Below are 19,179 nucleotides of genomic sequence, written 5' to 3'. Positions count from 1 at the left end.
AAATGTTCGGGTTTCGTAAGCGATACTCGGACGATGGGGCTCAAGACCTTGACCGCCACCGTCGTGGCGACACTGCTGCTCACCGCCGCACCCGCCGTCGCGTCACCCGCGTTCGTCCTGCGTGACGGCGTCAGCGAGCCGGTGTTCTCCTACGAGAAGGCCATCCGGGAGACCGCCTGGGTCGAGACCGGCCAGGACCTCGACCGCGACGGGCGGACCGACCGGGTCGCCGCCGACATCATCCGCCCGGCGGAACCGGCCGCGCGCGGTCAGCGCGTTCCGGTGATCATGGACGTGAGCCCGTACTACGAGAAGGTCGGGCGCGGCAACGAGCGTCAGCCGAAGACGTACCTCCCCGACGGCACGCCGTCGCAGTTCCCGCTCTTCTACGACAACTACTTCGTCCCTCGCGGATACGCGGTCGTGCTGGTCGACGTCGGGGGCACCAATCGCTCGTCCGGGTGCTTCGACGACGTCGCGTCCGGCAACGGCGTCGTGAACTGGCTCAACGGGCGCGCTCAGGCTTTCCGCACGCCGTTCGGCCCCGAGCGCGTGCGGGCGGAGTGGGCGAACGGGGCGGTCGGCGCGATCGGGAAGTCGCAGGACGGGGCGACCGCGATCGGGATGGCCGCGTCCGGGATCGAAGGCCTGAAGACCATCGTGCCGATCGCCGGGGTCAGCTCGTACTACGAGGTCCACAACTCGCACGGCGCCTATTTCGGCTGGGCGGGCGGCCCCGGTTTCTACAACGAGCGTGCCGGGAAGCTGTGCCGTCCGTTCGAAGAGGACAACGCGCGCCGCGCGGGGACGGACGGGAACTTCAACGACTACTGGCGCGAGCTCGACTACGTGGCGAAGACCGGCAAGGTGCGTGCGAGCGTTTTCGCGTCGATGGGCTTCCACGACCTCAACGTGAACCCCATCCAGTTCGGACCCTGGTGGGAGGCGCTGAACGCGCACGGCGTGCCGCGCAAGGCGTGGCTGCACCAGGCGGCGCACGTCGACCCGTTCGACCTCGACCGGTCGCGGTTCGTGCGGACGCTGCACCGCTGGTTCGACCGCTGGCTGCTCGGCGTCCGCAACGGTGTCGAGACCGAGCCCGCGATCCGGATCGAGCACACCCCGGACCGCTGGACCGACGAACGCCGCTGGCCCCCGGACTCGCGGTCACGCACCCTGTGGCCCACGGTGTCGGGTGGGCTGGGGAACCGGCCTTCGTCAGGTTCCGCCGCGGTGACCGACGATCCGGCGCGCGGAGCGTCGCAGTGGGTGGAGAACCCGTCGGAGCCGAGTCCGGATCGGGTCGTTTTCGCAGGTGAGCCCGTGCGGGCGGATACCCGCGTCGCCGGGACGGCCACCGTCACGGTCACCGCCCGCTCGGACAAACCCGCCGCACGGATCGGCGCGGTGCTGGTCGACTACGGCCCCGCGACCGCGCGGAACACGAAATTCCCCGCGCTCGGTACGAAGAACCTGACCACCCGCTCCTGCTGGGGCGCGGGCACCGCCGCGGACACCGGCTGCTTCCTCGACACCGTCGCGGATCTGACCACTGTGGACAAACGGATCGTGGCGACCGGCTGGGCGGACCTCGGCCACCACCGCTCACTGTGGCGGGGCGAACCGCTCGTGCCCGGCAAGGCGTACACGATGACCTTCCGGCTGAGCAGCCTCGACCACGTCGTCCCGGCGGGGCACCGGCTGGCCCTCGTCCTGGGCGGGACCGACGGGGACATGTTCGACCCGGCGCTGCCCACGCTCGGTGCCCGGGTGACCTTCGAGCTGGGCGCGACTTCGCTCTCGGTGCCGGTCGCCGGGCGCATTTAGTCCTCTGAATGCGAGAGAGAAGGAGCACGGATGGCGAAGATCCAGCGCATTTCCGTCCACGGTCACACGAGCGCGAGCCCCGAAGCCGTCTACGCCCTCCTCGAAGACCGCGAGCGTTGGCCCGACTGGTCACCCATGGGCGCGTTCCGCCTGCTCCAGAAGGGGGACGAGAACGGCCTCGGTGCCGTCGGCGTCTTCAGCACCAACGGCGTCCACAGCTGCGAAGAGGTCATCGCGCTCGAACCCGGCAAGCGTTTCGGCTACGCCCTGAAGAAGGGGCTCCCGCTGCGCGACTACCGCGCCTACGTGGACCTCACTCCCGAGCGGAAGGGCACCGCGATCCACTGGCATTCCACGTTCACCGCCAAGATCCCGGGCACCGGCTGGTTCTATCGCCGGTTCCTCGGCCACTTCATCGGGCGTATGGTCGAGAGCCTCGTGGCGCGCGCCTCGCGTGGCGCACCATAAAGTAGGCGCATGGCAGCCCCACGACGCACCCAGGAGGAACGCAGCGCCGCGATGCGCGTCAGGCTGCTCGACGCCACGATCGACTGTCTCGTCGAATACGGCTACGCGGGCACCACGACCACCCGCGTCGCGGATCGCGCCGGGGTGACCCGCGGCGCGCAGGTGCACCATTTCCCGACCAAGACCGACCTCGTCACCTCCGCGATCCGGCATCTCGCGGCCAAGCGCACCGAGGTCGCGATGGCGGAGATCGACCGGCTCAAGGCCTCGGCGGATCCGGTCGGGGACGCGTTGCAACTGCTGTGGGAGATGCACCAGGGGCCGGTCTTCTCGGCGACAGTTGAGCTGTGGGTGGCGTCGCGGACCGACGCGGAACTGCGCGCCCAGATGGCGGTGGTCGAGCCGATCGCGACGAGCAGCCTGGTCGAGTTCGGCAAGGCGCTGCTGCCGGACCATTCGGCGCATCCGGAGTTCCTGCACGCGGTGTACACGGCGATGGACGTCGTCCGCGGCATCCTCATCGCCAGCTGGGCGACCCGCGACCGGACCGAGCTGGAGGCGCGCTGGGAGCGTGGCCGCCGTCATCTGATCCTGCTGTTCGAGGCGCTGATGCGGCCCACTCCCTCTCGCTAGGCGTGTTACTCTCCTCAGGAGAGTGAGGAGGTCACGTGCTCGGAAACCCGTACGACCCCGACTGCCCCACCCGCGCGCTGCTCGACCGCATCGGCGATCAGTGGACCGTGCTGATCGTCGGCGTGCTCGGCGACGGTCCGCTCCGGTTCACCGAGATCGGCAAACGCGTGCGCGGCATCTCGCAGAAGGTCCTCACTCAGACGCTGCGCAGCCTCGTCCGCGACGGCATCCTGACGCGCACCGCGTACCCGGAGATTCCTCCGCACGTCGAGTACGAGCTGACCGCGCTCGGCCGCAACCTCGCCGAACCGCTCGAGATGCTCGACCAGTGGGCTCGTGTCCACATGGGCGAAGTGCTCGACGCGCGCAAGAACCACGACGGTCAGCTCTCGGCCTGACCGAACAGCCGGTCGAGGTAGTAGTCCACAGTGGACAGCGCCTCCTCGGGCGTGCGGTGGTTCATCACGATGTTGGTGCCCTGCGAATCGGCGAGTGCCCAGAGGATCGCGGATTCGTGCATCGGGTCGGCCGACTTGTCGACATCGCCCGCCTCCTGGCCCTGGCGGATCAGGACGGCGAACAGTTCGAACAGCTGCGGGACGCCGTCGGTGAACGCGGCCGCGAACGACGGATCGGAGATCGCGCGGATGAAGAACGCGACGCCCATCAGCCAGTCGCCGCGCCCGCGCTCGTCGAGCGGCAGGATCTCCGTCATGATCGCGCGGATGATGGCCTTCGGTGCCGACGGCAGTTCGCCGGCTTCCAGCTGGGCCTTGATGCGCTCTTCGTAGACCTGTGAGCGGCGTTCGACGGCGAACAGCAGCATCTCGTCCTTGGTCTTGAAGTAATGCTGCACCAAACCCATCGACATGCCCGCTTCGGCGGCGACGTGCCGGAGGCTGACTCCTTCGAGGCCTCGCGTGGCCGTCAGCCGCGTCAGCGCCTCGGCGATCTCCGCTCGTCGCGTGGCGTGATCCACCTGCTTCGGCACCTTCACCGCCCGTTCCGCTGTTTGCCATGCGATCGCATTGCCACTACTGTCCGACGCTATTACGATGCGATCGCATTGTAAACGCTCGTCGGGGGTGATTTCGGTGGAAGCCGAACGGGGGAAGGTGCGGTTGAGGCCGCCGCGGAACGCGCTGGATCAGCGGGTCGTGGGCTGGTGGAGGCTGCAGGGAACGCTTTTCTGGGGTGCGCCGGTGCTGGTACTGGTGGTGCTCGGGCTGCTCATCACGCCCGCGCGCTTCTGGCTGCTGACACCGGCGGCGGTATTCGCGGTGCTGGGCCTGGTCTGGGTGATCGCGATGCCGCTGTGGTGGTTCAAGGTGCATCGCTGGGAGGTCACGGAGACGGCGGTGTACGCCCGCTCCGGGTTCTTCTGGCAGGAGTGGCGCGTCGCGCCGATGTCGCGGATCCAGACCGTGGACACCCTGCGCGGTCCGCTGCAGCAGCTGTTCAAGCTCGCGACCGTCACGGTCACCACGGCGTCGGCGCGGGGCGCGGTCAAGATCCGCGGGCTCGACCACGAACTGGCCGCGAGCCTGGCGGAGCAGCTCACCGAAACGACGCAGGCGACGCCGGGGGACGCGACATGACCTCGGGCGAGTTCGAGGGCTGGAACACACTCGACAAACGGACGCTCGCCGTCACCGCGCTGATGATGACCGGCGCGGCCGTCGGTGCCGCGATCCCGACCACGGCCGCGATCGTGAGCGGCGGAGGAAGGTTCTGGGTCGCGCTCGTCTGGGTCGTCGCCGGCGGGGTGGTCCTCATCGGCGGCGGCGTACTGGTGGAGCTCTTCTACTGGAAGGGCGTGCGCTACCGGGTCACGCCGGACCGGCTGGAGACGGCGTTCACCCTGGTCTTCAGGTCGCGGAAATCCCTGCAGCGGGAACGGATCCGCAACGTCGACCTGACGGCGAACCCGCTGCATCGGCTGTTCGGCGTCGCGGTGGTGACCATCGGCACCGGGTCGCACGAGTCGGGCGGGCAGGGCCGGATCAAGCTCAACCCCGTCTCACGCGCCGAGGCCGAACGGCTGCGCGCCGACCTGCTGCGCCGCGCGGAAATCGCGGAGGCCGACGAGAACGCGCCGCTCGCCGAGCTGGACCGGAGCTGGATCCGCTACGCACCGATGTCGTTCCTGACCCCGACCCTGGGACTGGCCGCGGGCGGCGGCCTGATGCAGGTCTCCGAATGGGTGGGACTGCAGAAAGGCCTGATCGACTGGGTGATCGGCCTGTTCCGCGGTATCCCGCTGGTGGTGGCGATCCTGATCCTGCTGGCGATCGCGATGGTCGTCGGCCTGATCGGCGCGCTGGGCCTGTGGATCGAGATGTGGTGGAACTTCCGGCTCGACCGCGAACCCGGCGGCACCCTGCGGGTGCGCCGAGGCCTGTTCACCACGCGCTCGATCTCGATCGAGGAACGCCGGATGCGCGGCATCGACCTCGTCGAGCCGCTCGGGAACCGGATCTCCGGCGCGGCGCGCGTCGACGCGATCGCCACCGGCATGCGGCAAAGCGACGACAAGGACAAGACCGACTACCAAACGCTTTTGCCCGCCGCGCCCGTCGTGACGGCCAACCGGGTCGCCGCGTCGGTCCTGCGCGAACCGGTCTCGCCGACCGAAGCCGTCCGGCTCACCGGACACCCCCGCGCCGCGCGGGGACGGCTGCTGCGCTGGTGGGTCGGTTCGGTGGTGGTCCTGCTGGCGATCTTCGCGCTCCTCGGCTTCCTGCTGACCGACGTCCTCCTGGTGATCGGCGCCGCGCTCGGCGTCGTGCTGCTGCCGGCGTCGGTGCTGCTGGCGCTGGACGCCTATCGCAACCTCGGGCACGGGATCACCGGGCGGTACCTCGTCGGACGGCACGGGACCGTGCGGCGGAGCACGTTCGCCCTGGAACGCGAAGGCGTGATCGGCTGGACGGTGAAACAATCGATCTTCCAGCGGCGCAAGGGATTGCTGACCGTCGTGGCGACCACGGCCGCCGGTGCCGGGGCGTACTCCGTGTACGACGCGGGGGAGGAGCAGGGCCTGCTTTTCGCGGAGGAGTCCGTGCCGGAGCTGTTGACGCCCTTCCTGGAACGGGCCTGACGCTTCAAGGCGGGCGACCGTGTCGCGAAAGCCACTTTCGCAACTTCGCCGGGGGCGGTTGGCCTGGCGTGTTCTTGACTGTCCACAAGGGACATCGCGTTAGGACAAGGTGACCGATTGGGGTGCCTTGGGTGGGTTTTGCGTGGGGGTCGTGAGTGACGATTCGGGTTAGAACACGAATCGCCACTCACGACCCCCGCACAAAACCGCGCATATGGCACTAACTGGACATCTGGCCGCCACGGCCGGCGGTCGTGTTGCGAAAACCACGTCGCCGGGAGCGCCGCCCATCGCTTCGGTCGTCACCGAAGCGTCCACTGGCTACCGTCGTGACATGACCTCATTCGCCGCCCTGCACGTCCCCGGTTCCCCGCTGCTCCTGCCGAACGTCTGGGAGTTCGGCACGGCCGCCTTCCTTGCCGTGCATGGCTTCCCGGCGCTCGGCACGACCAGTCTCGGGGTCTCGGCCGCCGAGGGCGAGCCGGACGGCGCCCCGTCCTCGAAGGAAGCCACCGTCCGGCTGGCGCGGCGGCTCACCGGGCTGGACACGCTCATCAGTGTCGATCTCGCCGACGGGTTCAGCGAAGACCCGGGCGAGGTCGGCGCGCTGGCGGCTGAGCTCGCCGAAGCCGGTGTCGCGGGCATCAACCTCGAAGACGCGCTGGGCGATCCCGTGCGGCACGCCGCCAAGATCGCGGCGGTGAAGGAACGCGCTCCCGGTCTCTTCGTTAACGCGCGGACGGACACGCATTGGCTGGGGGAGCCCGACATCGGCACCGCGATCGACCGTTCTCTGTCCTATGTGGACGCGGGCGCCGACGGGGTCTTCGTGCCGGGGCTCGCCGAACCCGCGGACGTCATGCGGCTGGTGAAGGCCGTCCGGGTGCCGGTGAACCTGCTGTTCCTGCCCGGCAAGGTCACCGTCGCGCGAGCGGCCGAACTCGGCGTCGCCCGGGTCAGTCTCGGTTCGCTGCCGTACCGGATGGCGCTGGCCGCCACGCTGCGCACGGTGGAGGCCGTTCGCGACGGCGGTGAACTCCCGTTGGCCCCGCCGTCGTACGCCGACGTCGCCGCCGTGCTCCCGGAATCTCATTAATCTCGGGAGCATGCAGACCTTCGGAGCCGAATTCGCCGTCCCGCCCGGTTATCTGAACACGCCCAGTATCGGCATCCCGCCGTCGCACGTGGCCGACGCCGTGGCGGAAGCGGTCGAGCGGTGGCGCCGCGGCGAAGCCCGTCCGGCGGACTTCGACGAGCCCGTCGCGCGGACCAGGGCGGGGTTCGGCGCGCTGATCGGGGTCCCGGCGGAGCGGGTCGCGATCGGGGCGTCCGTCTCGCAGCTGATCGCGAACGTGGCCGCCGGTCTGCCCGACGGCGCCAGCGTGCTGGCCGCCGCGAACGACTTCACGAGCGTCACCTTCCCGTTCGCGGCCCAGGCGCACCGAGGGGTGAAGGTCACCGAAGTCCCGTTGGCCGAGCTGTCCGCACGCGTCGAGGGGCACGACCTCGTCGCGGTCAGCGTCGTCCAGTCGGCCGATGGTGCCCAAGTCGACCTCGGCGCGCTCAGGGCCGCGGCCGAGGCGGCGGGTGCCGCGGTCCTGCTCGACGCCACGCAGGCCGCCGGGTGGCAGCCACTGGACCTCGGCTGGGCCGACTGGGTGGTCGCCGCCGGATACAAATGGCTGCTCGCGCCGCGCGGGGCGGCGTGGCTGGCCGCGCATCCGCGGGTGCTGGAGCGGGCGGTGCCGGTCGCCGCGAACTGGTACGCGGGGGAGGACCGCTGGCAGACCGTCTACGGCCTCCCGTTGCGCCTCGCCGAGGGCACCCGCTCGCTCGACCTGTCCCCGGCCTGGCTCGCGTTCGCCGGCGCCGCGGTGTCGTTGGACTACCTCGCGTCCCTGGACCTCGCCGCCGTCCGCGCGCACTGCGTGGGGCTCGCCGACTCACTCCTCGAAGCGCTCGGCTCACCCGGTCAGGGGAGCGCGATCGTCTCGCTCGACGCCGACGCCCGCCGGGTGCAGGAAGCGGGCATCGTGGCCGGTACCCGGGCCGGAAGGCAGCGATTCGGCTTCCATCTCTACAACACGGCTGACGACGTCGAACGGGTGATAAGCACGTTCAGGTGAACCGCCGGAGCGGCGTGAACTACCGTATGTTCCCGTGGTTGGTGCGCAATTTACCCCGGGACCGACGGAAACGGCCCGGCTTCAGCCGGTGCGACCGGCAGGGCCGGGCGGGCCGCCGCCCGCGCCGAATCCGCCGAGGGACACCAAGGGCCTGGCGCTCAAGGGCGCCGGACTGGTCGCCATCGCGGTCGTGTCCGCCCTGCTCTGGTGGCTGATCCGGCACGAGCCGGAACCCACCCCGGTCGCGGACCCGCCGTCGAAGAGCGGCCAGTTCCAGTACACGCTGGTCGAGGGGCCGCAGGTGACCACCGACTGCGCGAGCAAGGCCTACGGCGACACCAAGAAGTTCTTCACCGAGACGCCGTGCACGCGCCTTTCACGGGCGCTGTACACGACCGAGACCGGTGGGAAGAAGGCACTGGTGTCGGTCGTCCTGGTCACCATGCCCGGCGAGGTCACCGCGACCCAGCTCAAGGCGCTCACCGACAAGGACGGCACGGGCAACGTGTCCGACCTGGTGCGCGACGGGACCTTCAAGGCGCAGGGCGCTCCGAAGATCTCCGGGCAGGACGCGGCCTACGACTCCCACGTCAGCGGGCCGGAAGTGGCCATCGTGCTGGCCGGTTTCTACAACAAGCAGACCGACAAGCAGCTGCTGGAGCGGATCGCGACCGACGCCCTGCGGCTTTCGGGTGACCTGCGCCGCTGACCGGACCCTCAAGCGCTATGAAAGGTCCCTTCCTTGCAAAATTTGCAAGGAAGGGACCTTTCATAGCACGCGCGACGGGACCGAAGCCGCGCGAAAGACCTCAGACCGACTGGCCCGGCATGGCGATCGCCACCGGCTTCGCGCCGAACTCGGCCCGCCACGCCGTCCCCCGCCGCGCCGACCCGATCAGCGCGTTCAGCGCCGTCGTCCGCAAAGCCGCGTCGTCCGTCCGGTCGATCACGCCGAGCCAGGCCGAGGTCGCGTCCGCCTCGGCCGTCGCCACCAGTTCCATCGCCGAGTTCGCCTCGGTCACCGGCCTCGGCGGCACGTACGCGGCCTCCGGACCGGTGGGCGTCTGACCCGCCGCGGAAAGCATCCGTTCGCAGACGTCCCTCCGTTTGACGTGCTCGGCCGTGCCCCTGGCCACCGCGCCGGTGAAGGCGGCGGGCAGATACGCGCTGACCAACCCGTACACCCAGATCGCCGCGTGTTCGGCCGCCAGCGCCTGCTGGACGGCCTCCGCGCTCTCCCCGCCGAGCCGGACCCCGGCGGGCACTTCGACCGCGCCGGCGTCGTCGCCGCGGCCGAGCTTCTCCGAACTCTGCTGCAGCGCCGCGCAGCCCGCCGCGATCGAGGCGACCATCCCGGCGCGGTAGCGGGGCAGCGAAGGCACGAGGCCCTCGGCCTGCTTGCGGGCCTGGGCGAGCCGTTCCTTGAGCCCGTCCACCGACGACGGCGGGGTCTCCGCGGGACCGGACTGCTCCGGCTTCGGCCGGTTGAGCCGGTCGACCTCGGTCTTGAGCGCGGCCGCGTGCGCGGCCCGCGCGGTGGCGACCGCTTCGCCTTCGGCGCCCAGCGCCTTCGCGCCGGCCGCGTCGGTCTCCGCCGCGCGCAGCAGGGGACCCAGCGGGTCGGGGCTTTCGTCGAAGCCGGGGGAGCAGGCGGACGCCAGCGGCGCGGCCAGCGCGGCCAGCGCTCCCATCCGCAGGAAAGTGCGACGGCTCGGCTCTGTCGATCTTCCGGTCACGCCGCCCCATCCTGCCAGTAGCCCGCGCGGGGCCGCCGCTCGCGCGTCACGCTGGGGTGACCGGATAAGCTGGACCACTACCGAACCCGGATCCACGCCGCCGGGTCGCCCACAGCCGAACAGGAGCGCTCCACCGTGCCCAACGACCTCGCCAGCAGGCTGGAGCCCATCGTGGCCGAAGCCGTCAAGGCCGCGGGTTTCGACCTCGATTCCTTCGAGGTCCAGCAGGCAGGCCGCCGCCAGCTGGTCAAGGTCGTCGTCGACGGGGACGACGGCGTCGGGCTGGACGAGGTGGCGAGCGTCAGCCGCGCCGTCTCCGCCGCGCTCGACGAGAACGAGCACGTGATCGCCAGCGCGTACACGCTCGAAGTCACCTCGCCGGGTCTCGACCGGCCCTTGGCCTTGCAGCGGCACTGGCGGCGCGCGAAGTTCCGCCTCGTCAAGGTCACGCCGGCCGAAGGCGCGGCGTTCATCGGCCGCGTCGGGCACGCGGGGGAGAAATCCGCGCGAGTGCTCGTGGACGGCGAGATCCGGGACGTCCCCTACGCCTCGGTGACCAAGGCGGTCATCGAGATCGAGTTCAAGCAACCACCTGCCGAGGACCTGAAACTGTTGGAAAACGATGCGTCGGCCCTGAACGCCGCCACCACGGAGCCGAAGGAGGAGCCGAAGTGAACGTCGACATCGCCGCGCTGCGCGCGATCGAACGGGACAAGGACATCCCCTTCGAGACGGTGATCGAAGCGATCGAAACCGCGCTCCTCACCGCGTACAAGCACACCGAGGGCCACCAGCCGCACGCCAGGATCGACATCGATCGCAAGAGCGGGCTGGTCCGTGTCCTCGCGCACACCCTCACCCCGGACGGCCAGACCGACGAGGAGTGGGACGACACCCCCGAGGGCTTCGGCCGGATCGCGGCGACCACCGCGCGGCAGGTCATCCTGCAGCGGCTGCGCGACGCCGAGCACGAGAAGACCTTCGGCGAGTTCTCCGCCAAGGAGAACGAGATCGTCGCCGGCGTGGTGCAGCGTGACGCCCGCGCCAACGCCCGCGGCATGGTCGTCATCCAGGTCGGCGACATCGAAGGCGTGCTGCCCGCGATCGAGCAGGTGCCCGGCGAGACCTACGAGCACGGCGACCGGATCAAGGCCTACGTCGTGACCGTCTCGCGCGGCAACCGGGGCCCGCAGATCACGCTGTCCCGTTCGCATCCGAAGCTGGTGCACAAGCTGTTCGCCCTCGAGGTCCCCGAAATCGCCGACGGCACGGTCGAGATCGCCGCCGTCGCGCGGGAGCCGGGACACCGGACCAAGATCGCGGTCCGCTCGACGGTGCCCGGCGTCAACGCCAAGGGCGCCTGCATCGGCCCGGTCGGCGCGCGCGTGCGCAACGTGATGAGCGAGCTGGCGGGCGAGAAGATCGACATCATCGACTTCTCCGAAGACCCGGCGAAGTTCGTCGGGAATGCGCTGTCGCCCGCGAAGGTTGTCTCCGTACAGGTCGTCGACGAGCGGGCCAAGACCGCTCGGGTCGTCGTCCCGGACTACCAGCTTTCGCTCGCGATCGGCAAGGAAGGGCAGAACGCCCGCCTCGCCGCCCGGCTCACCGGCTGGCGTATCGACATCCGCAGTGACGCCGCCCCTGAGCAGGGTGACGAAGCACACGCCGGGCAGGCGCGGCCCGCCGCGGCAACCGGTTCGGCTGAGTGAAGGTCGAAGCGCTAGACTTACGAGTGGTTCAGAGCCCGCGGCCGGGAACCGACCTCCAGCATGACCGGGAAACTCCGGTTCGCACCTGTGTGGGTTGCCGTAAGCGGGCCTTGATCGGCGAGTTGCTGCGAGTGGTCGCGGCGGACGGTCGGCTGATCGTCGACGAACGTCGGCGGTTGCCGGGCCGGGGTGCCTGGTTGCACCCCGAGCCGGACTGTCTGGCCAAGGCCGAGCGGCGCAGAGCGTTCCCCCGGGCACTTCGTGTTCCAGGGTCGCTCGACGCCCAGGGTGTCCACGAACGCCTGGAGCGGCTCGCCGAGGAATGAGGGGCGCCGGGACATCCCCGGTGCCGGATGGAATCAGGAAGCAGGTCGACCCGTCATGAGTCAGCCGTGAAGCTGAATCAATGAACGCGCGACAATAGGACGAGGTCTGCGGGTCTGCCGCCGGCCTCCCCAGATGAGGAGAGCTGTGCCAGGCAAGGCCCGAGTACATGAGCTCGCGAAAGAGCTCGGCATCACCAGCAAGGAAGTTCTCGCCAAGTTGAAGGAACAGGGCGAGTTCGTGAAGTCCGCGTCGTCCACCGTCGAGGCGCCGGTCGCCCGTCGTCTCCGTGACGCGTATCCGTCCAAGGACGGCAAGAAGAAGCCGGTTCCGACCCCCGGCCCGCGTCCTTCACCCGCGCCGCCCGCGAAGCCCGCTGCCCCGGCTCCGGCCGCGAAGCCCGCTCAGCCCGCGCCCGCGGCGAAGTCCGAGGCCCCGGCCGCCCCCGCGGCGTCCGCTCCGGCGGCGTCTGAAACGTCGGCCCCGGCCCAGCAGCCGTCCCGGCCCGCTCCGGGCGCCCGCCCGGGTCCGCGCCCCGGCCCCCGGCCGCCGGCGCCCAAGGAAGAGGTCGCTCCGGCGGCGAAGGCCGCTCCGGCCGAGCCGAAGAAGGAGACCCCTCCGGCACCCGCCACCCCGCCCGCGTCCCAGACGCCGTCGCAGGGTTCGGTCGTGCCGCCGAAGCCGCAGGGCCCCAAGCCCGGCGGTCCGAAGCCCGGCCCGCGCACCCCGCGTGTCGGCAACAACCCGTTCGGCGTGGGTTCCGGTTCCCCGGCCCCGCGCCCGTCCGCCCCGCGTCCCGGCGGCGGCAACCAGCAGGGCGGCGACAACCGTCCGCCGCGTCCCGGTGGCGGGCAGGGCGGCGACCGTCCGGCCCCGCGTCCCGGTGGCGGCGCTCCCGGCGGTAACCGGCCCAGCCCGGGCAACATGCCCCCGCGCCCGAACCCCGGCATGATGCCGGGCCGCCCGGCCCGTCCGGCCGGTGGTCCCGGTGGCGGCCGCGGTGGTCCCGGTGGCGGAGCCCGTGGTGGCCCCGGCGGCGGCGCTCGTGGCGGTCCCGGTGGCGGCGGCGGAGGTTTCCGCGGCGGTCCCGGTGGCGGCGGCGGTGGCGGTTTCCGTCCCGGCGGCGGTGGCGGCGGTTTCCGTCCCGGTGGCGGTGGCCCCGGTGGCGGTGGCGGTGCCCCGGCCGGTGGCGGCGGTTTCCGTGGCGGCGGCGGTCGTGGCGGCCCCGGTGGCCGTGGCGGTACCGCGGGTGCCTTCGGGCGTCCCGGTGGCCCCTCGCGCAAGGGTCGTAAGTCGAAGCGGCAGAAGCGCCAGGAGTACATGGACAACATGCAGGCGCCCAGCGTCGGTGGTGTCCGTCTGCCCAAGGGGCAGGGCGAGACGATCCGCCTGCCGCGTGGTGCCTCGCTGACCGACTTCGCCGAGAAGATCGACGCCAACCCGGCTTCGCTGGTGCAGGTGCTCTTCCACCTCGGTGAGATGGTCACCGCGACGCAGTCGGTGTCCGACGACATCCTGGAACTGCTCGGCGGCGAAATGAACTACAACGTTCAGGTCGTCAGTCCCGAGGAAGAGGACCGGGAGCTGCTCGAGACCTTCGACATCACCTACGGCGAAGACGCGGGTGAGGAAGAGGATCTGCAGGTCCGTCCGCCGGTCGTGACCATCATGGGTCACGTCGACCACGGTAAGACCCGACTGCTCGACACGATCCGCAAGACGAAGGTGCGCGAAGGTGAAGCCGGTGGCATCACCCAGCACATCGGCGCCTACCAGATCGAGACCGAGCTCGAAGGCAACCCGCGTCTGATCACCTTCATCGACACCCCGGGTCACGAGGCGTTCACCGCCATGCGTGCCCGCGGTGCCAACTCGACCGACATCGCGGTGATCGTGGTGGCGGCCGACGACGGTGTGATGCCGCAGACGGTCGAGGCGATCAACCACGCGCAGGCCGCCAAGGCGCCGATCGTGGTCGCGATCAACAAGATCGACAAGGAAGGCGCGAACCCGGACAAGATCCGGCAGCAGCTGACCGAGTACGGCCTGGTCGCCGAGGAGTACGGCGGCGACACGATGTTCGTCGAGATCTCCGCTCGGCAGAACATCAACATCGATGGCCTGCTCGAGGCGATCCTGCTGACCGCCGACGCCGCGCTGGACCTCCGGGCCAACCCGGACATGGAGGCCCAGGGTGTCGCGATCGAGGCCCACCTCGACCGCGGCCGCGGTCCGGTGGCCACGGTGCTGGTCCAGCGAGGCACGCTGCGCGTCGGTGACTCGGTCGTGGCGGGTGACGCCTACGGCCGCGTCCGCCGGATGGTCGACGAGCACAACGTCGACGTCACGGAGGCGTACCCGTCGCGTCCCGTCCAGGTCATCGGGTTCACCTCGGTGCCGGGTGCGGGCGACACCTTCCTGGTGGTCGACGAGGACCGCGTCGCCCGGCAGATCGCCGAGCGCCGCTCCGCCCGGACGCGCAACGCCCTCAACGCGTCGCGCCGCAAGCGGGTCAGCCTCGAGGACCTCGACTCCGCCTTGAAGGAGACGAACAGCCTCAACCTGATCATCAAGGGTGACAACTCCGGTACCGTCGAGGCCCTCGAAGCTTCGCTGGTGCAGCTCGAGGTCGGCGACGACGTCGAACTCAACGTCGTGCACCGCGGTGTCGGTGGCGTCACCGAGTCCGACATCGACCTGGCGACCGCGTCCGACGCGATCGTCCTGGGCTTCAACGTCCGTGCGCAGGGCAAGGCGACTGAGCGGGCCACCCGCGAAGGCGTCGACGTCCGGTACTACACGGTCATCTACCAGGCGATCGAGGAGATCGAGCAGGCTCTGAAGGGCATGCTCAAGCCGGAGTACGAAGAGGTCGAGCTCGGCAAGGCGGAGATCCGCGACGTCTTCAAGTCGTCGAAGATCGGCACCATCGCCGGTTGTCTCGTCGTCTCGGGCGAGATCCGCCGCAACGCGCGGGCCCGCCTGCTCCGCGACGCGACCGTCATCGCCGAGAACCTGCCGATCAGCTCGCTGCGGCGGTTCAAGGACGACGTGGTCGAGGTCCGCGACGGGTACGAGTGTGGTCTGACTCTGGGGTCGTACAGCGACCTCAAGGTCGGCGACATCATCGAGACCTACGAGCAGCGCGAAAAGCCGCGTGCGTAAGTGACAAAGCGGCGCTCCTCCGCATCTGGGCGGGGGAGCGCCGCTTCACCTTCGAAACAACCCAGAACCCCACATGTTCGTAGGAGCTCTTGAGCTCGACATCCTGCTGGGCGACGTCCACTCGCTCAAGCAGAAGCGATCCGTGATCAAGCCGGTGCTGGCCGAGGTGCGCAGGCGTTTCGACGTCTCCGTCGCCGAAGCGGGCCATCAAGACCTGCACCGGCGCGCGCTGATCGGTGTGGCCGTGGTCGCGGCGAGTGGCGAGCAGGTTCGTGACGTGCTCGACTCGTGTGAGCGCCTCGTGGCCGGAAGGCCGGAGTTCGACCTGCTCTCCGCCCACCGCCGGCTGCTCGGCCCGGATGACTGAACCTGTCGGCGGAGTTGAGATGTAATCGGAGAGATGACCGTGCGCGCGAACCCGCCCGGCCGAAGGCCCCGCTATCGCGGTGGCAGGACGCCATGGTCGCGTGTCGTGACGTGGATGACCAGGCAGCGTCCTGCCGACGTCGATCGCGGTCGCGGGTTCACCGACAGACACTGAATGAAGATCTTTCGAGGAGACGAAATCCCATGGCCGACCCCGCTCGGGCTCGTAAGCTCGCCAAGCGGATCTCACAGATCGTCGCGCACGCGATCGAGCACGACATCAAGGATCCGCGGCTCAACCACGTGACGATCACCGACACGAAGATCACGGCGGATCTGCACGACGCCACGGTCTACTACACGGTGCTCGGCGAGAACCTGGAGTCAACGCCCGACCACGCCGGCGCCGCGGCGGCGCTCGAATCCGCCCGCGGTGTCCTGCGCACGAAGGTCGGTCAGGGCACGGGTGTCCGCTACACTCCGACGCTGGCCTTCGTGGCCGACAGCATTCCTGAGGACGCCAAGCGCATCGAAGACCTCCTCGCGAAGGCCAGGGAAGCCGACGCGGAGGTCGCCCGGCGGGCGACTGGGGCGCAGCACGCCGGTGAAGCCGACCCGTACAAGCCGCCGCGGGAAGAGGCCGAAGACGATGAGTTCGCCGACGAGGAGACCCGTCGCTGATCGGGTGGACCACGCCGTGAGCCGGCGTGGCCTGCTGCTGGGAGCCGCGGCTCTCGGCGGCTCGGCGCTGGTTTCCGCTTGCGGCGCCGAGAAACCGCCCCTGGTGGGGCCGCCCCCGGTGGCCCCACCGAGCACTCCGACGCCGCTCACCGAAGCGGTCACGGTGCAGAAGATGCGGTCCGCGGCGCGGAACCGCGACGTCAACCTCGTCATCATCGCGCCGGACGGGGTGTCACGGGTCGGGATGCCGGTCTGCGTCGCCCTGCACGGGCGCGGCGCCGACGCGCGGACGTTCCTGAACCTCGGCGTGCAGGACGCGCTGAACCAGGCCGTCGCGGCCGGACGGCCCGGGTTCGCGGTGGCCGCCGTCGACGGGGACAACTACTGGGTGGACGTCGGCAAGGCCGACGACCCGCAGCGGATGCTGTCCGACGAACTGCCCGGCTGGCTCGCCCAGCGCCAGCTGCGGCCGCCGTCGGCGATGTTCGGGATCTCGATGGGCGGATTCGGCGCCCTGCGCTACGCCCGCGACCACAAGGACCTGAAAGCCGTCGCCGTCGCCAGCGCGGCGTTGTTCGTGAGCTGGCCCGATGCCAAATCCCGCAAGGTCTTCGCGGATCGCGCGCAATGGGAATCGCACGAGCCGTTGCTGCACACCGCCGATCTTTCCGCCGAATCGACCGGGGTGTGGTGCGGGAACTCGGATCCCTTCGCCCGCGCCGACCGCAAGCTCATCCAGGCACTGGACCCCGTCGTCGCGAAGATGACGCCGGGTGGGCACAACGACGACTACTGGCGCGAGATCATGCCGGACGTGCTGAAGTTCGTGGGGGAACGCATCGCCTGACGCCGCGTTTCGTCCTCTGAATGCGGTAGTGCGCGATGCCAACTACCGCATTCAGAGGACGAAACGCGGGGGGTCAGGCCGGTTTGGCCGCGACGATCAGGTCCCGCACGATCGCCTGGTCCACCCGGTGCGCGAACTCCGCGAACGGGCCGCCCTCGCGGACTTCCAGCCCGGCCTTGTCCAGGATCGCGGCGAGTTCCTCGCGGGGCGCGACGTTGGTGTTCCAGGAGATGCCGAGCGCGCCGCCAGGCCGCAGCACCCTCGTCCACACCGGGACCGCGGCCGCGAGCAGGTCTCGCGGGCTGCGCGCGAGCGACGCGTCCTGGGTGCGGTGGCTGCCGTGCTGCACGCCGTACGGGGCGTCGGTGACGATGAGGTCCACCGAGTTCGGCCGCAGCAGTTCGTCGGTGGTGAGCGTGTCGCAGTTGAGGTAGCTCAGTTTGCGGACGTCACCCGCCTTGTACTGCTCCTTGGTGATCCCGAAACCGATGTCGAGCCGCCTGCCGAGCCGGGCCTTGTTGCGACGGACCTGACCGGATTCGGCGCTGTGCTTGATCCGCTTCTGCTTCAGCCAGGTCTTGACGAACAGTTCGTAAGAGTCGAAATCCTTGCCGTCGACGTCGAGGCCGGTCGCGTCGAAGCCGTACATCATCGCCTGGTTCAGCGTGGTGCCGCGGCCGCAGAGCGGATCGAGCAGATGCAGCGGCTTGTCCAGCATCGCCGCCGGGTTCGCCGTCGACATGAGGGTGACGTTGACGAGCAGTTTGGTGAACAGCTCGTTCGTCTTGCCCGGGTACTTCTGGATGGTCAGCAGATCCGAGTCGAAGTTCGCGAGCGGGCTGATCGTCACCGGCTTCAGGACGCCGTCGCCGAGTTCGAACAGCGCGTACAGCGCGGAAAGGTTCGAAAGGAGCGCGAGATCGCGTTCGCTCAGCGGGGCGGGCGTGGTGAAGGTGAGGTAGCCGACGCCGCCGAGTTCCGTCTCGCCGATCTCGGAGACTTCGGCCTCCAAGGCGGACAGACCGAACACCGCCAGCTCCGCGCGCAGCAGGGCCGGAGTGGAGTCGGTGTAGACCCGGTTGGCGGACGGGTAGACCAGGATCGCGTACTCGGACATCCGGTAGAGCGTAGCTTGACTGATTGTGACAGCCACTCCAGTGCCGAACCTGAAGGAAGCCGCCGCCCTGCTGGCGCGCGCGAACGACGTGACCCTGCTCGGCCATGTCCGCCCGGACGCCGACGCGCTCGGCAGCGCGCTGGCGCTGGGCCGGGCACTCCAGCTGCGTGGCGGCGTCAAGGTCCGCGTCTCGGTCGGCGAGCCCGAGGAGATGCCCGAAACCCTGCGGAGCCTGGACGTCGGCGGGCTCTTCGTCCCCGCGAGCGAGCTGCCGGAGAGTGAACAGCTGCTGGTCGCGCTCGACACACCAACCCCGGGCAGGCTCGGGAAGCTCGCGTCGCGGGTGGACGCCGTCCGCGCGGCGGGCGGCGATGTCCTGGTGATCGACCACCACGCGTCCAACGTCTTCTACGGCACGCACCACGTCGTCGACGACACCGCCGAGGCCACCGCCGTCCTCGTTTTCGCGTTGCTGGCCGAGCTCGGCACCGAGATCGACGAGCCGATCGCTCGCTGCCTGTACGCGGGGCTCGTCACGGACACGAGCGGGTTCCGCCGGGCACGGCCGTCGACCCATCTGATGGCCGCGAAGCTGCTCGAAGCCGGTGTCGATCCGGACAAGGTGGTCCGCGAGATCGTCGACGATCACCCGTTCGCGTGGTTGCCGATGCTTTCGGACGTCCTCGCGGGTGCCCGGCTCGAGCCGGAAGAGGCACGCGGCTTCGGCCTCGCGCACGCCGTGGTGACCCTCGACGCCGCGCGATCCGTGCGCGCCGAGGAGGTCGAAGCGGTCATCGACGTCGTCCGGTCCACTCGCGAGGCCGGGGTCGCCGTGGTGCTCAAGGAAACCGAACCGATCGGACCGCGGCAGCGATGGACGGTCTCGCTTCGGTCGGCGGGCGGCGTCGACGTCTCGGCGGCCGCGGGGGAGCTGGGTGGCGGCGGACATCGCCAGGCCGCCGGGTGCACCGCGGAGGGGACTGCGGACGAGGTGCTCGGCAAGCTGCGGGAGGCCTTGTCGAGGGCGCCGCTGCTGTGACGGTGTCATCGTAATTTCATCGGTCGTTCCTAACGTGG

20 protein-coding genes are annotated in these 19,179 nt (G+C 70.0%); 17 read left to right on the top strand and 3 right to left on the bottom strand.

Features of this window, described 5'->3' with window-relative positions:
- Positions 1-33 precede the first annotated feature (33 nt).
- Genes AC0685_RS22665 through AC0685_RS22650 form a run of 4 tightly spaced genes read left to right on the top strand, consistent with a single transcriptional unit; the run spans position 34 to position 3,326 of the window.
- Positions 34-1,827 (top strand): CocE/NonD family hydrolase, encoded by a 1,794-nt coding sequence (locus tag AC0685_RS22665; RefSeq protein ID WP_478227354.1) that lies wholly within the window; start codon positions 34-36, stop codon positions 1,825-1,827.
- Positions 1,828-1,857: 30 nt separating this feature from the next.
- Positions 1,858-2,295, top strand: a complete 438-nt coding sequence (locus AC0685_RS22660) for an SRPBCC family protein (protein ID WP_478227353.1) — start codon at positions 1,858-1,860, stop codon at positions 2,293-2,295.
- A 51-nt stretch (positions 2,296-2,346) separates the two neighbouring features.
- Positions 2,347-2,928 carry a TetR/AcrR family transcriptional regulator gene (locus AC0685_RS22655; protein WP_478227477.1) on the top strand — a complete coding sequence of 194 codons (582 nt, stop codon included), beginning with the start codon at positions 2,347-2,349 and terminating at the stop codon, positions 2,926-2,928.
- A gap of 35 nt (positions 2,929-2,963) precedes the next feature.
- The gene (locus AC0685_RS22650) at positions 2,964-3,326 is read left to right on the top strand and encodes a winged helix-turn-helix transcriptional regulator (protein ID WP_340683997.1); all 363 of its coding nucleotides are present in this window, start codon (positions 2,964-2,966) and stop codon (positions 3,324-3,326) included.
- On the opposite strand, the gene AC0685_RS22645 is transcribed toward AC0685_RS22650, so the two are convergent.
- On the bottom strand, positions 3,311-3,907 hold the full coding sequence (locus AC0685_RS22645) for a TetR/AcrR family transcriptional regulator (RefSeq protein WP_478227352.1): 597 nt from the start codon (positions 3,905-3,907) through the stop codon (positions 3,311-3,313). The two genes, AC0685_RS22650 and AC0685_RS22645, sit on opposite strands and share 16 nt — an antisense overlap.
- A 76-nt stretch (positions 3,908-3,983) precedes the next feature.
- On the opposite strand from AC0685_RS22645, the gene AC0685_RS22640 reads away from it, so the two are divergent.
- From AC0685_RS22640 to AC0685_RS22620, 5 genes are all read left to right on the top strand, one after another.
- Complete coding sequence (locus AC0685_RS22640; RefSeq protein WP_478227351.1) at positions 3,984-4,526, top strand: PH domain-containing protein; 543 nt, start codon at positions 3,984-3,986, stop codon at positions 4,524-4,526.
- Entirely contained in the window at positions 4,523-6,028 is a 1,506-nt protein-coding gene (locus tag AC0685_RS22635; protein ID WP_478227350.1) for a PH domain-containing protein, read from the top strand. The genes AC0685_RS22640 and AC0685_RS22635 overlap by 4 nt, the downstream gene beginning before the upstream one ends.
- Positions 6,029-6,362: 334 nt before the next feature.
- On the top strand, positions 6,363-7,124 hold the full coding sequence (locus AC0685_RS22630; protein WP_478227349.1) for an isocitrate lyase/PEP mutase family protein: 762 nt from the start codon (positions 6,363-6,365) through the stop codon (positions 7,122-7,124).
- Positions 7,125-7,134: 10 nt separating this feature from the next.
- Entirely contained in the window at positions 7,135-8,154 is a 1,020-nt protein-coding gene (locus AC0685_RS22625; RefSeq protein ID WP_478227348.1) for an aminotransferase class V-fold PLP-dependent enzyme, read from the top strand.
- 88 nt (positions 8,155-8,242) lie between these two features.
- Complete coding sequence (locus AC0685_RS22620) at positions 8,243-8,863, top strand: hypothetical protein (RefSeq protein WP_478227347.1); 621 nt, start codon at positions 8,243-8,245, stop codon at positions 8,861-8,863.
- 100 nt (positions 8,864-8,963) lie between these two features.
- Here AC0685_RS22620 and AC0685_RS22615 read toward each other — a convergent pair whose 3' ends face one another.
- Positions 8,964-9,890, bottom strand: a complete 927-nt coding sequence (locus AC0685_RS22615) for a ferritin-like domain-containing protein (protein ID WP_478227346.1) — start codon at positions 9,888-9,890, stop codon at positions 8,964-8,966.
- 135 nt (positions 9,891-10,025) lie between these two features.
- Here AC0685_RS22615 and rimP point away from each other — a divergent pair, with 135 nt between their 5' ends.
- The 7 genes from rimP (at position 10,026) to AC0685_RS22580 (ending at position 16,985) form a co-directional block, all read left to right on the top strand.
- Complete coding sequence (rimP, locus tag AC0685_RS22610; RefSeq protein ID WP_478227345.1) at positions 10,026-10,565, top strand: ribosome maturation factor RimP; 540 nt, start codon at positions 10,026-10,028, stop codon at positions 10,563-10,565.
- The gene (gene nusA, locus AC0685_RS22605) at positions 10,562-11,602 is read left to right on the top strand and encodes a transcription termination factor NusA (RefSeq protein ID WP_034312226.1); all 1,041 of its coding nucleotides are present in this window, start codon (positions 10,562-10,564) and stop codon (positions 11,600-11,602) included. The genes rimP and nusA overlap by 4 nt, the downstream gene beginning before the upstream one ends.
- Before the next feature lie 23 nt (positions 11,603-11,625).
- Positions 11,626-11,928 (top strand): YlxR family protein, encoded by a 303-nt coding sequence (locus tag AC0685_RS22600; protein WP_478227344.1) that lies wholly within the window; start codon positions 11,626-11,628, stop codon positions 11,926-11,928.
- 145 nt (positions 11,929-12,073) lie between these two features.
- Positions 12,074-15,091, top strand: a complete 3,018-nt coding sequence (gene infB, locus AC0685_RS22595) for a translation initiation factor IF-2 (RefSeq protein ID WP_478227343.1) — start codon at positions 12,074-12,076, stop codon at positions 15,089-15,091.
- Between the two features lie 73 nt (positions 15,092-15,164).
- On the top strand, positions 15,165-15,458 hold the full coding sequence (locus AC0685_RS22590) for a DUF503 domain-containing protein (RefSeq protein ID WP_034312220.1): 294 nt from the start codon (positions 15,165-15,167) through the stop codon (positions 15,456-15,458).
- A gap of 203 nt (positions 15,459-15,661) precedes the next feature.
- Positions 15,662-16,138 carry a 30S ribosome-binding factor RbfA gene (rbfA, locus tag AC0685_RS22585; RefSeq protein WP_007029396.1) on the top strand — a complete coding sequence of 159 codons (477 nt, stop codon included), beginning with the start codon at positions 15,662-15,664 and terminating at the stop codon, positions 16,136-16,138.
- A 16-nt stretch (positions 16,139-16,154) separates the two neighbouring features.
- Positions 16,155-16,985: an alpha/beta hydrolase gene (locus tag AC0685_RS22580; protein ID WP_478227342.1), complete on the top strand. Its 831-nt coding sequence runs from the start codon at positions 16,155-16,157 to the stop codon at positions 16,983-16,985.
- A gap of 73 nt (positions 16,986-17,058) precedes the next feature.
- Here the strand turns inward: AC0685_RS22580 and AC0685_RS22575 are convergent, their stop codons facing one another.
- Positions 17,059-18,102, bottom strand: coding sequence for a TRM11 family SAM-dependent methyltransferase (locus AC0685_RS22575; RefSeq protein WP_478227341.1), 1,044 nt, complete (start codon positions 18,100-18,102; stop codon positions 17,059-17,061).
- A 40-nt stretch (positions 18,103-18,142) separates the two neighbouring features.
- Between AC0685_RS22575 and AC0685_RS22570 the strand changes: the two genes are divergently transcribed.
- Positions 18,143-19,141, top strand: coding sequence for a DHH family phosphoesterase (locus AC0685_RS22570; RefSeq protein WP_478227476.1), 999 nt, complete (start codon positions 18,143-18,145; stop codon positions 19,139-19,141).
- The last annotated feature ends 38 nt before the right edge of the window (positions 19,142-19,179 follow it).

The sequence above is a fragment of the Amycolatopsis sp. NPDC043889 genome, from assembly GCF_056435645.1.
The sequence above is the reverse complement of the archived record's forward strand: the minus strand, read 5'-3'. Positions and strand labels throughout refer to the sequence as shown.

Bases quoted from the DNA above. Each gene is read 5' to 3' on its own strand.
- AC0685_RS22665 (WP_478227354.1), top strand. From the start codon at position 34: ATGGGGCTCAAGACCTTGACCGCCACCGTCGTGGCGACACTGCTGCTC.
- AC0685_RS22660 (WP_478227353.1), top strand. From the start codon at position 1,858: ATGGCGAAGATCCAGCGCATTTCCGTCCACGGTCACACGAGCGCGAGC.
- AC0685_RS22655 (WP_478227477.1), top strand. From the start codon at position 2,347: ATGCGCGTCAGGCTGCTCGACGCCACGATCGACTGTCTCGTCGAATAC.
- AC0685_RS22640 (WP_478227351.1), top strand. From the start codon at position 3,984: ATGCGATCGCATTGTAAACGCTCGTCGGGGGTGATTTCGGTGGAAGCC.
- AC0685_RS22635 (WP_478227350.1), top strand. From the start codon at position 4,523: ATGACCTCGGGCGAGTTCGAGGGCTGGAACACACTCGACAAACGGACG.
- AC0685_RS22630 (WP_478227349.1), top strand. From the start codon at position 6,363: ATGACCTCATTCGCCGCCCTGCACGTCCCCGGTTCCCCGCTGCTCCTG.
- AC0685_RS22625 (WP_478227348.1), top strand. From the start codon at position 7,135: ATGCAGACCTTCGGAGCCGAATTCGCCGTCCCGCCCGGTTATCTGAAC.
- AC0685_RS22590 (WP_034312220.1), top strand. From the start codon at position 15,165: ATGTTCGTAGGAGCTCTTGAGCTCGACATCCTGCTGGGCGACGTCCAC.
- rbfA (WP_007029396.1), top strand. From the start codon at position 15,662: ATGGCCGACCCCGCTCGGGCTCGTAAGCTCGCCAAGCGGATCTCACAG.
- AC0685_RS22575 (WP_478227341.1), bottom strand. From the start codon at position 18,102: ATGTCCGAGTACGCGATCCTGGTCTACCCGTCCGCCAACCGGGTCTAC.